Annotated in this window: 10 protein-coding genes and 1 tRNA gene; 2 read left to right on the top strand and 9 right to left on the bottom strand. The window is 72.2% G+C overall.

The annotated features are described in order from the left end of the window. The first annotated feature begins 263 nt into the window (after positions 1 to 263). Positions 264 to 2,156, top strand: coding sequence for an ABC transporter ATP-binding protein (locus tag JOD95_RS12010; RefSeq protein ID WP_209685112.1), 1,893 nt, complete (start codon positions 264 to 266; stop codon positions 2,154 to 2,156). A gap of 89 nt (positions 2,157 to 2,245) precedes the next feature. Here JOD95_RS12010 and JOD95_RS12005 read toward each other — a convergent pair whose 3' ends face one another. The 4 genes from JOD95_RS12005 to JOD95_RS11990 all read right to left on the bottom strand — a co-directional run bounded on the left by JOD95_RS12005 (position 2,246) and on the right by JOD95_RS11990 (position 7,007). After that, a complete protein-coding gene (locus JOD95_RS12005; protein WP_245172296.1) occupies positions 2,246 to 3,673 on the bottom strand; it encodes an NAD-dependent succinate-semialdehyde dehydrogenase in 1,428 nt (475 codons plus the stop codon). Between the two features lie 95 nt (positions 3,674 to 3,768). Next, positions 3,769 to 4,389, bottom strand: coding sequence for an isochorismatase family protein (locus JOD95_RS12000; protein WP_066655131.1), 621 nt, complete (start codon positions 4,387 to 4,389; stop codon positions 3,769 to 3,771). A 40-nt stretch (positions 4,390 to 4,429) separates the two neighbouring features. Further along, positions 4,430 to 5,926: a D-alanyl-D-alanine carboxypeptidase/D-alanyl-D-alanine-endopeptidase gene (gene dacB / locus JOD95_RS11995; RefSeq protein ID WP_245172195.1), complete on the bottom strand. Its 1,497-nt coding sequence runs from the start codon at positions 5,924 to 5,926 to the stop codon at positions 4,430 to 4,432. Between the two features lie 73 nt (positions 5,927 to 5,999). Beyond that, positions 6,000 to 7,007 (bottom strand): Gfo/Idh/MocA family protein, encoded by a 1,008-nt coding sequence (locus JOD95_RS11990; RefSeq protein WP_209685108.1) that lies wholly within the window; start codon positions 7,005 to 7,007, stop codon positions 6,000 to 6,002. Between the two features lie 144 nt (positions 7,008 to 7,151). Between JOD95_RS11990 and JOD95_RS11985 the strand changes: the two genes are divergently transcribed. Beyond that, positions 7,152 to 8,810, top strand: coding sequence for an HAD family acid phosphatase (locus JOD95_RS11985; protein ID WP_209685107.1), 1,659 nt, complete (start codon positions 7,152 to 7,154; stop codon positions 8,808 to 8,810). Between the two features lie 64 nt (positions 8,811 to 8,874). Here the strand turns inward: JOD95_RS11985 and JOD95_RS11980 are convergent. From JOD95_RS11980 to topA, 5 genes are all read right to left on the bottom strand, one after another. After that, positions 8,875 to 8,947, bottom strand: a tRNA-Thr gene (locus JOD95_RS11980). Positions 8,948 to 8,991: 44 nt separating this feature from the next. Continuing rightward, positions 8,992 to 9,627, bottom strand: a complete 636-nt coding sequence (locus JOD95_RS11975; protein ID WP_066655137.1) for a TetR/AcrR family transcriptional regulator — start codon at positions 9,625 to 9,627, stop codon at positions 8,992 to 8,994. Between the two features lie 226 nt (positions 9,628 to 9,853). After that, positions 9,854 to 10,996, bottom strand: coding sequence for a DNA polymerase III subunit delta' (locus tag JOD95_RS11970; RefSeq protein ID WP_209685105.1), 1,143 nt, complete (start codon positions 10,994 to 10,996; stop codon positions 9,854 to 9,856). Between the two features lie 25 nt (positions 10,997 to 11,021). Then, positions 11,022 to 11,669 carry a dTMP kinase gene (gene tmk, locus JOD95_RS11965; RefSeq protein ID WP_066655139.1) on the bottom strand — a complete coding sequence of 216 codons (648 nt, stop codon included), beginning with the start codon at positions 11,667 to 11,669 and terminating at the stop codon, positions 11,022 to 11,024. Beyond that, positions 11,666 to 14,443 carry a type I DNA topoisomerase gene (gene topA / locus JOD95_RS11960; protein WP_209685275.1) on the bottom strand — a complete coding sequence of 926 codons (2,778 nt, stop codon included), beginning with the start codon at positions 14,441 to 14,443 and terminating at the stop codon, positions 11,666 to 11,668. Before topA ends, tmk begins: the two co-directional genes overlap by 4 nt. Positions 14,444 to 14,671 lie beyond the last annotated feature (228 nt).

Here is a 14,671-nt window from a genome sequence, read left to right as displayed (position 1 = left end):
CCTGACGCGACCACCCGACGGACGGGAGGCGCGGTGCCGGTCCGGCACCGCGCCTCCCGTCCGTCGCGTCCGGCGTCGCGCGCGCGATGTCGCCTGCGCGTGCTGCCGCTGTGGGACGACACCCCCGACGTCGTCCGACAGCGGGGATGTCGTTCAACGGCGAGACGACCAACACGACGCCGCGCACCACGCTCCCACGGGACGGTGCGAAGATGGACGACGGCCGCCAGCACACCCCGCACGGGCGGCAGGAACCAGGAACGATGAGCCTCTTCTCCGCACGCCGCAAGCCGTCCGAGGGCCCACGGGCGAGCTTCGGCCGCCTGCTGACCTACCTGTTCGAGAACAAGCCCGCGATGGCCGTGATCATCGTGCTGAGCGTCCTCGGAGCCGGCGCCTCGCTCGCGCAGCCGTTGCTCGTCAACCAGGTCGTCACCGCCGTGCAGCACGGCGAGACGCTCTCGATCCTGGTCTGGGCGCTCGTCGCCCTCGTGCTCGTCTCGGGCGTGCTGAACGGCGTGCAGCACTTCCTGCTCCAGCGCGCCGGTGAGGGCGTGGTGCTCTCCACCCGCCGCAAGCTCATCGCGCGGATCCTCAACCTGCCGATCTCGGAGTTCGACACCCGCCGCACCGGCGACCTCGTGTCCCGCGTCGGCAGCGACACGACGCTCCTGCGCGCCGTGCTCACGCAGGGACTCATCGAGTCGATCGGTGGCGCCCTGACGTTCGTCGGCGCGATCATCGCGATGGCGGTCATCGACCCCCTGCTCCTCGGCATCACCGTCGTCATCGTCCTCGTCGCGATCGTCGTCGTCGGCGGGCTCAGCCGACGCATCCGCGTCGCGTCGAAGCGTGCCCAGGAGAAGGTCGGCGACCTGACCGCGGCGGTCGAGCGGGGCATCGGTGCCGTCCGCACGATCCGTGCCGCCGGGGCCACCGGCCGCGAGGTCGCCGAGGTCGACGGACACGCCACCGAGGCCTACCGCCGCGGCCTGGACATCGCGAAGATGTCGGCGTTCGTGGTGCCGGTCGCGAGCATCGTGATGCAGGTCGCGTTCATCGCCGTGCTCGGGGTCGGGGGTGCACAGGTCGCCGCGGGGCAGATCACCATCGCCACGCTGATCACCTTCATCCTGCTGCTCTTCATGATGGTCATGCCGCTCGGGCAGGCCCTCGGCGCAGCCGTCGCGGTCGCGCAGGCACTCGGCGCCCTCGGCCGCATCGAGGAGATCCTGCACCTGCCGACGGAGGACCAGGACGACGGTGCCGTCCGGGTCGCCGCGGCGACGGAGACCGACGACGCGATCGCGTTCGAGCACGTGACGTTCCGGTACGCGCGGGCTGCGGATGCGACGGGCGCGGACGGCGCGTCGGGCGCGGGTAGCGCGTCGGGCGCGGACGGCGCGACGGGCGCGGGCAGCGCGACGGACCGGTCGGGAGGCTCGGGTGCCGTCGACGCCGCACCCTCCGCCGAGGACGTGGTGCTGGACGACGTGTCGTTCCGCGTGCCCCGCGGCGCGCGGGTGGCGCTGGTCGGTCCCTCCGGGGCCGGCAAGTCCACGACGCTCGCGCTCATCGAGCGCTTCTACGACCCGACCTCGGGTGTGATCCGGCTCGGCGGCGTCGACGTCCGCGGGCTCGACCGCGCCGAGCTCCGCGCGCAGATCGGGTACGTCGAGCAGGACGCCCCCGTGCTCGCCGGCACCATCCGGGCGAACCTGCTGCTCGGCTCCCCCGACGCGTCCGAGGCCGAGTGCGTCCGGGTGCTCGAGGCCGTCAACCTCGGCGACGTGCTGCACCGCGACCCCCGCGGGCTCGACGCCCAGGTCGGTGAGGACGGCGTCATGCTGTCCGGTGGTGAGCGGCAACGGCTCGCGATCGCCCGGGCACTGCTCGCCGCGCCCCCGATCCTGCTGCTCGACGAGTCGACGTCCTCGCTCGACGGGGTGAACGAGCAGAAGATGCGGCTCGCGATCGACGCCGTCGCGGCCGACCGGACGCTGCTCGTCATCGCGCACCGGCTGTCGACCGTCGTCGACTCCGACGTCATCGTCGTGCTCGAGCACGGCCGTGTCGTCGGCACGGGCACGCACTCGGAGCTCGTGCAGTCCACCCCGCTCTACCGCGACCTCGCGAAGCACCAGCTGCTCGTCTGACGTCGATCCCGCGGAACGCAACGTCGGCGGTTCCTCGCAGGGCTGTACCGTTGCGGGGAACCGCCGACGTTGCGTCGTGCGGAGGGGGGTCAGGCGGCGAAGGGGTCCGGCGTGAGGACGTAGACCGACTCCAGGTACTCCTCGAGGCCCTCGTGCGAACCCTCGCGGCCGAGCCCCGAGGACTTGACCCCGCCGAACGGGAACGCCGCGTTCGACACGACGCCCGTGTTCAGCCCGAGCATGCCCGTCTCGAGACGCTCCGCGAGCCGCTGACCGCGCCGGAGGTCGGTCGTGAAGGCGTACGCGACGAGCCCGTACTCGGTGTCGTTCGCGAGGCGGATGCCCTCCTCCTCGGTGGCGAACCGCGTGATCGACACGACCGGCCCGAAGATCTCGGTGGTGAGGATGTCCGACCCCGGCGGGACCTCGTCGAGCACCGTCGGTGCGTAGAACGTGCCCGGACGGTCGACCCGCTCCCCGCCGGTCACGAGCCGGGCACCCCGCTGCACGGCGTCGTCGACGAGCCCGGCGGCCTTGTCCACGGCGCGGTCGTCGATGAGCGGACCGATGGTCGTCCCGTCCTCGGTGCCCCGGCCGATCCGCAGTCCGTCGACCTTCGCGGTGAGCGCCGCGGTGAAGGACTCGGCGATGCCCTCCTGCACGAAGAAGCGGTTCGCCGCCGTGCAGGCCTCGCCGACGTTGCGGAACTTCGCCTGCATCGCCGCCGTGACCGCCTCGTCGAGGTCGGCGTCGTCGAAGACGAGGAGCGGAGCGTTGCCGCCGAGCTCCATGCTCGTCTTGAGGACGTTGTCGGCGGCCTGCTTGAGGAGTGCCGACCCGACCGGCGTCGAACCGGTGAAGGTGAGCTTGCGGAGCCGGCGGTCGGCGATGATCGGCTCCGACAGCGCCTTCGCATCGCGCGAGGGCACCACGTTGAGCACGCCGTCGGGCAGCCCGGCGCGGCGGAACAACTCGACCAGGAAGAGCGTCGTGAGCGGCGTGAGGTCCGCCGGCTTCAGCACGACCGTGCAGCCGGCCGCGAGTGCCGGGCCGATCTTGCGCGTCGCCATCGCGAGGGGGAAGTTCCACGGCGTGATCGCGTAGACGGGACCGACGGGGCGTCGGAGCACGATGCCGCGTCCGGTGCCCTCCGGGTTGGTGCGGTAGTCACCCGAGATGCGGACGGCCTCCTCCGAGAACCACCGGAGGAACTCGCTGCCGTAGGCGACCTCGCCCCGGGACTCGGCGAGGGGCTTGCCCATCTCGAGCGTCATCAGGGCGGCGAGGTCGTCCTCGTGCTCGTGGGCCAGGTCGAACGCCCGGCGGAGGATGTCCGACCGTCGCCGCGGCGCGGTCGAGGCCCAGGCCTCCTGCGCGGCCACGGCGGCGTCGAGGGCGGCGATGCCGTCCTCGGGCGTCGCGTCGGCGACCTCGGCGAGGACCTCGCCCGTGCTGGGGTCGCGGACGGGGAAGGTCGCGCCGCCGCTCGCGGAACGCCATTCGCCACCGATGAACAGCCCGGTGGGGACGTCGGCGACGGTGACGTGGTCGTCCGAGACGGTGGTGGTCGGGCCGGCCGGGGTGGGTCCGCTGGTCGTGGTGGTGGGTGCGGTCACAGTACTGCTCCTCCGGGGTTCGCGAGCCCCTCGTCCATGTCGCTGTGGTCGACGTGCCCGCCGACCGCGCTGATCTCGTCCAGGGCCCGTGCGCTGCGGTCCGGGTCCACCCCGGCCACGAGGTCGTCGTAGACGGCGACGTCGTACCCGGCGGCCCGCGCGTCGAGCGCCGTGGCGCGCACGCAGTGGTCGGTGGCGATGCCGACGATGTCCACCGTCGTCACCCGACGGTCGGCGAGGAGGTCCGGCAGCGCGGTGCCGTCGTCCGTGCTCGCCTGGAACGCCGAGTAGTCCGGCCGGCCCCGCCCCTTGAACACGTCGACGTCGATGACGCTCGTGTCGAGGTCCGGGTGGTACGCCGCACCGGGCGTGCCACCGACGCAGTGCACCGGCCACGTGTCCACGAAGTCCGGCCCCTCGGGTCCGGCGAAGTGTCCGCCGTTGTCGTCGTCGCCGTGGTGCCAGTCGCGGGAGCCGACGATGAGGTCGTACTCGTCCGCGTGCCGACGGAGGAACGCGCTGATGCGCTCCGCGACGGCCGCGCCCCCGGTCACACCGAGCGCGCCGCCCTCCGTGAAGTCGTTCTGGACGTCGACGACGAGCAGTGCCCTGGCCATGTACCCATCCTGCACCCGGCACCCTGCGGCTGCGTGGACGTCAGGACGAGGTCAGGCTCCCACCGCACCGGTACGTCGCCGCGGTGACGGCGTCGAGCGCCGGCAGTGCCGCGGCACGCGGAGACCCGATCGCGTAGAACGCGAAGGTGAGGCGTCGGCCGTCCGCCGCGTCGATGTACCCGCCGAGCGTGTTCGCGCTGTCGATCCACCCGGTCTTCGCGTGCACCTTGCCGCGCGCCACCGCGTTCTCCCCCGTGAACCGGCTCGACAGGGTGCCGGACACGCCGGCGACGGGGAGCGCCCCGGACAGCACGCCGAGGCCCTTATCCCCCGCGGCGACCGCGACCATGAGGTGGGCGACGAAGGACGGCGACACCGCGTTCGCCGCGCTCTCCCCCGAGCCGTCCTTGATCGTGATGCCCGCGGGATCGACGCCGTAGCCGGCGAGTGCCTCCTGGTAGACGCCGGTCAGCGACGCCGCCGACCCGCCTGCACCGGACTCCTTCGACGAGACGCGCGCCAGCATCTCGGCCAGGGTGTTGTCGGAGTTCGGGATCATCTGCCCGATCAACGTCGACACCGGCTGCGAGGAGACCGAGGCGATCTGGTCCGTGCTCGTGGTCGCGCGCTGCACCACCTGCGCGTTCCCGGCTCCTGCGACGCCCGCGTTCGCCAGTGCCGTGCGGAAGGCTGCTCCGGCGCGACCGACCGGGTCGGTGGAGCGGGGCGAGGTCGCAGCGGCCGGGTTCGCCCGGTCGCCGTCGACCATGAGCGCGGTGACCCGGGGCTGGTACCCGATGGTGCGCTCGCTCTCCGGCCAGGTCGGGTCCCACGCGTCGGCGTCGTCCCAGTAGCTGTCGTCGGCGACGATCGTCGTCACCGGGGCGTCACCGAGGGCCGCCTTCACCTGCTGTGCGAGCTGCGCGAGGGTCGGCGCGCCCGGGTACACCGTGCCGTTGCCGGCCGAGAGCGTCGCATCGCCGTGACCGACGAGCGCGACGGTGCCGTCGGCCTCCTTCGTCACCGTGGTCGGGATGCGGTGGTCGCCGCCGAGGACCGCGAGGGCCGTGGCGCTCGTCAGCGTCTTCATCACGCTGCCGGTCTGTGCCGCCTCCTCCCCGTTCCGCGAGAACAGCGTCTCCCCGGACTCCGCGTCCATGACGAAGCCCTCGAAGGACCCGAGGCCGGCTGCCGAGGCCGCGGCGTCGATCGTGCAGGTCCGCAGGGCCGACGGGCCGGCGGCGTCGTCCGGCACCGAGCGGGACTCGTCCGTCGGCGTCGCACTCGGTGTCGCGGAGCTCCGGGGCGTGTCCGACGGCGCGGTCGTCGCGGCGGCCGACCGCGTCGCCGCGGACGGGCGGGACGGCATCGTCGCGGCAGCCACGGCGACCGAGGCGCCCGAGCCCAGCAGGAGGACACCGACGAGACCACCGGCGATCCACGGGACCGGTCGGCGAGCCGCGGAGCGGCGCAGGGACCCGACGGCGCCGCGGAGGCGTGCCGGGACGGACTTCGACGTGGGCTGCTGGTCGGACATCGCGACCGATCCTACGGAACCGCGGGAGGAGCCTCCAGACCGGATCGGTCACCGGCGCACCCGCCGGCGGACGTCAGTCGGCCGACGGCGCGTCCGATCCGTCGTCGTCGGCCGCGTAGCGGACGCCCACCTGCCGACGGGCCTCGTCCATGACGGCCGTGATCGCGATCGTCTCCTCGGGGTCCATCGGGCCGCCCTCGTGCGTCCCGGAGGTGACCATCGCCTCGAACGCACGCGCCTCGTGGGCGTAGCCGGCGAGCTCCTCGCGCGAGTCGAACTCCTCGAGGACCGTGCCGTCGCGGTCACGGAGCCGCCACGTGGTGGGCGTGTACCAGGTGTCGTCGAGGTCGATGCGCCCGTCCTCGCCGATGATCGACGCGGTGTTCGGGCTCCGCAGGTCCAGGCTGAAGTGGATCATCGACTGGGCACCGCCCTCGTGGGTGAGCACCAGGCCCATCTGGGTGTCGACGCCCTGGTCGCTCAGCGTGCCCACGGCCGTGACCGCGGTCGGCACACCGAGCACGTCCACCGCGAACGAGATCGGGTACACGCCGAGGTCGAGGATCGCGCCGCCGCCGAGCGCCGGGTCGTTCAGCCGGTGGCGGGGATCGCTGGGCAGGGCCTGGTGGTGGGTGGCCTCGACCAGGCGCGGGCGTCCGATGCGCCCCTCGGCCACGAGCTCGCGGATCATCCGCATCTGCGGCAGGAAGCGGGTCCACATCGCCTCGGTCACGGCGACGTCGGCGCGGCGGGCGGCGTCGACCACCCGACGCGCCTCGGCCGCGGTGATGGTGAACGCCTTCTCGACCAGGACGTGCTTGCCGGCGTCGATCGCGAGCAGGGCGTCCTCGGCGTGACGCGAGTGCGGTGTGGCGACGTAGACGGCGTCGACGTCCGGGTCGGCGACCAGGTCCGCGTAGGAGCCGTGCGCGCGGGCGATGCCGTGCTCGGCGGCGAAGGCCTCGGCGGACTCGCGCGTGCGGCTCCCCACCGCGACGAAGTCGATCCCCGCGGCGGTGCAGTCCGCCACGAACGAGTGGGCGATGCCGCCCGTACCGATGACTCCCCAGCGAACCGTCATGCCACCTGTCTACCAGCCGGTCGCCGGGCGACGACGCGGCGGGCACCTGTACGGACCCACATGGACCACTCGGCTGACCGACAACTAGCGTGCTGCTGTCCCCCGATCGGGGGCGGTCCCCGACTCGAAGGTCACCAGGTCTCCATGCGCCGATCCCTCCGCACCGCCGTCGCCACGAGCGCGGCACTCCTCGTCGTGTCCACCGTCCTCACCGCGGCGCCGGCCGACGCGCACGGCTGGACGCCGCCCGCTCACGGCCCCGACTCCTCGCTCGCCCCGAGGACGCACTTCACGATGGCCGCGGACGGCTCCTCCGGCGCCACCGAGGGCGGCGAGGGCATCCCGAACATCGACTCCGTCAAGAAGACCATCGCCACCTACTACGGCGACCCCGGCACCGGACTCGCGAACCGAACCGACTCCCCCTACGTCCGCGAGGTGCGGTCGATCGTCGACCGCGAGACGCGCCAGCTCCGCCGCATCCACGACCGCGCCGTCCGGCACGGGCAGCGCCCGGCGATCGTCCTCGACGCCGACGACACCACGCTGTGGACCTACGACATGGAGGTCGCGGACATGCACTTCGTCTTCGACCCCGCGCGCCAGGACGAGTGGGTGCAGGACCAGCGCTTCCCCGCGACCCCGTCCATGGTCGGCTTCGTGAACCGCGCGCAGGCGATGGGCTTCACCGTGTTCGGCCTGACCGGCCGCAACGACGACCAGAAGACGGCGACCGTGCAGAACCTGGCGAAGGTGGGCTACACGGCCTTCTCCGAGGACCACTTCTTCACGAAGTGGACCGGGACCGGCGCGTCCCAGCAGCCGTCCTGGATCACCTGCGCAGCCGCGAAGTGCACCACCGTCGAGTACAAGGCACTCACCCGGAAGCACATCGAGCAGGACCTCGGCTACGACATCGCACTGAACGTCGGTGACCAGTGGAGCGACCTGCAGGGCGGGTACGCCGACCGGACGCTGAAGCTGCCGAACCCCACGTACTCCCTGCCCTCGGCGGACCTGCCCGGCGTGCGCGAACCGCGCCTCGCCCCGAGGACCCACTTCACGATGGCCGCCGACGGCTCCTCCGGCGCCACGCAGGGCGGCGAGGGCATCCCGAACATCGACTCCGTCAAGAAGACCATCGCCACCTACTACGGCGACCCCGGCACCGGACTCGCGAACCGCACCGACTCCCCCTACGTCCGCGAGACGGCCCGGCTCGTGGCACGACAGGCCCCCGCGATCGCCCGGCAGTGCTCCGTCGCCCGGCAGCAGCACCGCAACCCGGCGATCGTCCTGGACGCCGACGACACGACGCTGTGGACCTACGACATGGAGGTCGCCGCGATGCACTTCGTGTTCGACCCCGCACTGCAGGACGAGTGGGTGCAGGACCAGCGCTTCCCCGCGACGCCGGGCATGCCGACGCTCGTCGCCGCCGCGCAGCAGGCGGGCTGCACCGTCATCGGCGTGACCGGTCGGAACGAGGCGCAGCAGGACGCCACCATCGCGAACCTGCACGCCGTCGGCTACCCGCAGTTCGCCGCGACCACCGGCGGGAACCGGACCTACTACACGAAGTGGACCGGCACCGGCAGCTCCCAGCAGCCGTCGTACGTGACCTGCGCCGCCGCGAAGTGCACGACGGTCGAGTACAAGGCGCAGACCCGGGCGCACATCGAGTCCCCCGCCGGCGGCGGGTACGACGTGGTCGCGAACCTCGGCGACCAGTACAGCGACCTGCTCGGCGGATCGTCGGACCGGAGCGTCAAGCTGCCGAACCCGACCTACTACCTGCCCTAGCCGAGCGGCCCGACAACGACGGAACCCCCGGTCGGACAGTGTCCGACCGGGGGTTCCGGTGTCGAGCCGCCTGTCGGAATCGAACCGACGACCTATTCATTACGAGTGAATCGCTCTGCCGACTGAGCTAAGGCGGCGGACGCTCCGTTCCCGGAGCGGCACGAGCAATGACTATACAGGTTCAGACGAGCGAACGCGAAACGAGCGCGCCGAGCTCGTCGAACGACCGCTGGAGCTCCTCGGTCAGCTGCGTCTCGGTGGCCCCGTCGGACCACTCCCACCAGGCGTGTCGGAGCGCTGCCAGCGCCACCACCGACGCGAGCCGGGCGCGGCGCCGCAGCGCGTCCGGGTCCGACGCCAGGTCGGGTTCCGTGTCCGCGAGCCGCCCCGCCACGGCCTCCTCGATCTCGGCCTGGAACTCCTTCATCGAGGCCATCCGCCGCGTGAACAGCTCCGGAGCGGCGCGGAGCACCTGCTGCCGTTCCGCGAGCAGCCCGCGTTCTTCCACCAGCTCGCCCGTCGCGTGCACGAGCAGGGTGCCGAGGTCGGACAGGAGCTCGCCGCTCGGTCCCCCGGCGCGGAAGGTGTCGAGCGCCGGTCCCGTCGGCAGCGTCGGGTCGTCCCCGAGGAGCGCCTGTTCCTTGCTCGGGAAGTAGTTGAAGAACGTCCGCGGGGACACGTCCGCTCGTCGGGCGATCTCGTCGACGGTGACGGCGGGCCAGCCGGAGTCGAGTGCGATCCGCAGGGCGGCCTGCTGGATCGCGAGACGGGTGGCGCGGCGCTTGCGCTCACGCAGTCCGGGTGCGGCTTCGGGCATGTCGCGATCTTCTCACGGTGGTCGGGGCGATCGGCTGCGGGGTCGCGCAGGGTCCGGTGGGTGGAGGCTGACCGGCCGGGAGGCTCGGCGCACGCCCGCCCCGCGACCCCGGTCGCCAGGGGTCCGGTGTCACGGCGGTCCGGGCCGCGCGGGTCAGGGTGGCGCGGGCCGCACGGGTCAGGGTGGCGCGGGCCAGCGGGTCGCGCGGGTCAGCGGGCCACGCGGGTCAGCGGGTCGCGCGGGCCACGGTCACGAGCAGCGCCTCGAGCGCGAGCAGTGCCGCGACGTTCGCCGCGATCCGCGAGCGGGCGAGCGACACCGCGTCGAGCACCTCGAGCGCCGCGGACGGCGGCACCACCTCGAGCGCCCGGTCCAGCTGGTCGCGCATCGACAGGTTCACCGGCTCTGCCGGCGCACCGAGGCCGAGCAGGAGCAGGTCGCGGTACAGCGACGAGACGTCGACGAGGATCCGGTCGAGTCCGTCGCGCAGGCTGCGGGTCGCCCGGCGCTTCTGGTCCTCCTCCAGCGCCCGCAGCTGCGACCGCAGCGCCGGTGGCACCGTGCCGCCCGGCTCCACGCCGAGTGACCGCAGGGCTGCGTCCCGCTCCTCGCCGTCCCGCTGCTGCGTGATCGCCTTGGCGTCCTCGTCGGCGACCGCCAGGAGCTCGGCGGCGGCCATCACGGCGTCGCCGACCGAGCGCACCCCGAGCACGGTCTCGAGTGTCCGGCGTCGGCGTGTGCGGGCGTCCTCGCTCGTCGCCAGTCGCTGCGCCATCCCGATGTGGCTCTGCGCCTGCCGCGCGGCATCGGTCGCGAGGGCCCGGTCGACCCCGGTCCGGGCCACGATGAGCTCCGCGACGGACGCGACGTCGGGCACCCGGAGCCGCACCGAGCGCACGCGGGACCGGATCGTCGGTAGCAGGTCCGCCTCGCTCGGCGCGCACAGGATCCACACCGTCCGCTCCGGCGGCTCCTCGAGTGCCTTGAGCAGCAGGTTGGAGGTGCGCTCCGTCATGCGGTCGGCGTCCTCGATGATCACCACGCGGTACCGACCGACCGAGGGCGAGTAGTACGACGACGTCACCAGCTGACGGATCTCGTCGATCGTGATGATGACGCGTTGTGTGGTGAGCACCGACACGTCGGGGTGCGTGCGCGCGGTGATCTGCCGCAGGGCGTGGTCGTCGTCCGCTCCGGCACCGACCAGGGCGGCAGCGAAGGCGGTGGCGACGTTCGACCGGCCGGACCCGGGCGGCCCGGTGATCAACCACGAGTGGGTCATGCCACCGGTCCCGTCGGGAGCCTCGGCCGCACTGCGCAGGGCCGCGACGGCGTCGTCCTGTCCGGTCAGGCCGTCCCACACGCTCACGAGGACATCCTGTCAGCAGCCACCGTCACGCCGGACCGTCCTCGTCCGCGATCCCGACGACGGCACCGACCGCGGCGCGGACCGCGCGGTGGACCGTGTCGGCAGGCTGCCCGGCGTCCACGACGAGGAAGCGTTCCGGCTCCGCATCGGCAGCGTCCAGGAAGGCCCGTCGGACGGTCTCGTGGAACGACGCCGCCTCGGACTCCAGGCGGTCGAAGACGTCGCCCCGAGCTGCCGCGACCCGGCTCCGCCCGACCGTGACGTCGAGGTCGAGCAGCACCGTCAGGTCCGGGAGCAGGCCGTCGGCCGCCCAGTCGGACACCGAGCGGATGCGCTCGGCACCCAGACCCCGTGCAACGCCCTGGTACGCCACCGACGAGTCGATGTACCGGTCCTGCAGGACGACCTCCCCCCGGGCGAGCGCGGGGCGGACGACCGTCTCGACGTGGTGCGCCCGGTCCGCGGCGTAGAGGAGGGCCTCGGCGCGCGCCGAGACGTGCCCGCGCTCGTGCAGCACCATCTCGCGGATGCGCTGCCCGAGCTCCGTGCCGCCGGGTTCACGCGTGCGGACGACCGTCCGACCGTGCTCCTCGAGCCATCTGCTGAGGAGCTCGGCCTGGGTGGTCTTGCCCGCGCCGTCGCCGCCCTCGAGCGTGATGAAGCGCCCGGTCACTTCTTCTTGGCCGCGGTCTTCCGCGCCGGCGCCTTCTTCTTCACCGGCCCCTTGGCACGCTTGTCCGCGAGCAGCTGCACGGCACGGGCGTGGTCGACGGTCTCGACGTCCTCGCCGCGCGGGATCGTCGCGTTCGTCTCACCGTCGGTGACGTACGGACCGAAGCGGCCGTCCTTCACCTTGATGGGCTTCCCGGACACGGGGTCCGCCTCGAACTCCTTGAGCGCGGCCGTGGCAGCGCGTCGGCCGCCGTACTTGGGCTGCGCGAAGAGCTCCACCGCACCGGGCAGGTCGATCTCGAAGATCGCGTCCTCGCTCGGCAGCGTGCGGGTGTCCGTGCCCTTCTTGATGTACGGGCCGTAACGACCGTTCTGCGCCGTGATGTCGTCGCCGGACTCCGGGTCCTTGCCGACGACGCGGGGCAGGTCGAGGAGCTTGAGCGCGGTCTCGAGGTCCACGGTCTGCGGGTCCATCGACTTGAAGAGCGACGCGGTGCGTTCCTTCGGCGCCGCGGCCTTCTTCGTCGTCTTCTTCGCGGGGGCCTTCGCGCCCTTCGCGGTGGTGGTCGCCTGGTCCGCGGCTGCGGGTGCTGCATCGGCGGCCGGCTCGGTGACCTCGCCCGTCGACGGGTCGACGGTCGGTTCGGGCTCGGGGGTGCGCTCGGTGACGTACGGCCCGAAGCGACCGTCCTTCGCCAGGACCTCCTTGCCCGTCTCGGGGTTGATGCCCACCACGCGGTCGCCCACGACGGGTGCCTCGACGAGCTCGCGGGCCTTGTCGGTCGTCAGCTCGTCGGGCGCCAGGTCCTCGGGCACGTTGACGCGACGGGGCTTCTCGGGGTCGTCGCTCGGCACCTCGATGTAGGGGCCGTACCGCCCGATCCGCAGGGTCAGACCCGGCGCGAGCTCGACGGAGTTGATGTCGCGCGCGTCGATCTCGCCCAGGTTGTCGATGACGGTCCGGAGCCCGCGGTGGTCGTCGCCGCCGAAGTAGAAGCCCTTGAGCCAGTCGGTGCGGTCGGCGTCGCCGCTCGCGATGCGGTCGAGGTCCTCTTCCATGCCGGCGGTGAAGTCGTACTGCACGAGGTCGCCGAAGTGGTCCTCGAGGAGCCGGACCACGCTGAACGCGATCCAGTTCGGGACGAGGGCACTCCCGCGCTGCGTGACGTACCCGCGGTCCATGATCGTCGAGATGATGGCGGCGTAGGTCGACGGACGACCGATGCCGAGTTCCTCGAGCGTCTTCACCAGGCTCGCCTCGGTGTAACGCGGCGGAGCCGACGTGTCGTGGCCCTTGGCCTCGACCTCGGTGACGCCGAGGTGGTCGCCCTCGGCCATCTGTGGGAGCTTGGCATCGCCGTTCTCGCCCCCGCCGTGGCGCTCCTCGTCGCGGCCTTCCTCGTAGGCGTTGAGGAAGCCGCGGAAGGTGATCACGGTGCCCGACGCGGTGAACTCGGCGTCCGTCCCGTTCGCCGTCGAGGCGACCCCTGCGACGCTGTCGGTCGACGTGATGCCGAGGACGACCGACGCGGTCGAACCCTTGGCGTCGGCCATCTGCGAGGCGACCGTCCGCTTCCAGATGAGGTCGTAGAGCTTCCAGTCGTTGCCCCGCAGCACGCCGTTCATCTCGGACGGGGTGCGGAACGTGTCGCCGGCGGGGCGGATGGCCTCGTGGGCCTCCTGCGCGTTCTTGCTCTTGCCGGCGTAGCTGCGTGGCTTGTCGGGGATCGTCTCCGGCCCGTACAGCGCCGAGGCCTGCTTGCGCGCGGCGGTGATCGCCTGCTGCGACAGCGACGAGGAGTCCGTACGCATGTAGGTGATGTGGCCGTTCTCGTACAGCGACTGCGCGACGCTCATCGTCTGCCGAGCGGAGAAGCGGAGCTTGCGAGCCGCCTCCTGCTGCAGGGTCGACGTCGTGAACGGTGCGGCGGGCCGACGGGTGTACGGCTTCGACTCGACGCTGCGGACGACGGCGTCGCCGGCCCGCTCGAGCACGGTGGTGAGCGCCGCGGCCGAGGCCTCGTCCAGGCGGACGGCCTCGCCCTTGAGCGCGCCGCGGTCGTCGAAGTCGCGACCCGAGGCGACACGGGTGCCCTGCAGTCGGGCGAGGCGCGCCGTGAAGGCGGTGTCGCCGACCTTCTCGAACCGAGCCGTCAGGTCCCAGTAGTTCGCCGACACGAACGCCAGGCGCTCGCGCTCCCGGTCGACGACGAGTCGCGTCGCCGCCGACTGCACACGACCGGCGGACAGCCCGGGGCCGACCTTGCGCCACAGCACCGGCGAGACCTCGTACCCGTAGAGACGGTCGAGGATGCGGCGGGTCTCCTGCGCGTCGACCAGGGCGGTGTCGAGCTCACGGGTGGCCTCCTTCGCACGCTGGATGGCCTCCTTGGTGATCTCGTGGAACACCATGCGCTTGACCGGCACCTTCGGCTTGAGCACCTGCAGGAGGTGCCACGCGATCGCCTCGCCCTCGCGGTCCTCATCTGTTGCGAGGAAGAGCTCGTCGGCGTCCTTCAGGGCGCGCTTCAACTCGGTGACGGTCTTCTTCTTCGCGTCGGAGACGACGTAGTAGGGCTCGAAGCCGTTGTCGACGTCGACCGAGAACTTCCCGAGGGAGCCCTTCTTGAGCTCAGCCGGCAGGTTCTTGGGCTCGACGAGGTCGCGGATGTGTCCGACGGACGCCTGGACCTCGTATCCGTCGCCGAGGTATTGCGCGATCGTCTTCGCCTTCGCAGGGCTCTCGACGATCACGAGCTTCTTCGTGCCTGGCACGTGACTCCTTGATCGATGGTGCGCGCCGGCCCAGGACCGCAACGGTGTCCGGGTCGACCGGGACAACGGTGACCGGGGGCCGACGTGCACACCATACACACACTGGTCGGGCAGCCCGCGTGGCGGCCCGGCGACGGCCACTGCGCTCACGGCGAACGGTCCGGAGCCCGCCACCGTCCGGACCCGGGCGGCGGAGCCCGCGGTGGCGCAGGCGTCGAGTGCGGCACC

The organism is Curtobacterium sp. 1310, assembly GCF_017834105.1.
Lineage (GTDB): Bacteria > Actinomycetota > Actinomycetes > Actinomycetales > Microbacteriaceae > Curtobacterium.
The sequence above is the reverse complement of the archived record's forward strand: the minus strand, read 5'-3'. Positions and strand labels throughout refer to the sequence as shown.

Bases quoted from the DNA above. Each gene is read 5' to 3' on its own strand.
- JOD95_RS12010 (WP_209685112.1), top strand. From the start codon at position 264: ATGAGCCTCTTCTCCGCACGCCGCAAGCCGTCCGAGGGCCCACGGGCG.
- JOD95_RS12000 (WP_066655131.1), bottom strand. From the start codon at position 4,389: ATGGCCAGGGCACTGCTCGTCGTCGACGTCCAGAACGACTTCACGGAG.
- dacB (WP_245172195.1), bottom strand. From the start codon at position 5,926: ATGTCCGACCAGCAGCCCACGTCGAAGTCCGTCCCGGCACGCCTCCGC.
- JOD95_RS11990 (WP_209685108.1), bottom strand. From the start codon at position 7,007: ATGACGGTTCGCTGGGGAGTCATCGGTACGGGCGGCATCGCCCACTCG.
- JOD95_RS11985 (WP_209685107.1), top strand. From the start codon at position 7,152: ATGCGCCGATCCCTCCGCACCGCCGTCGCCACGAGCGCGGCACTCCTC.
- JOD95_RS11975 (WP_066655137.1), bottom strand. From the start codon at position 9,627: ATGCCCGAAGCCGCACCCGGACTGCGTGAGCGCAAGCGCCGCGCCACC.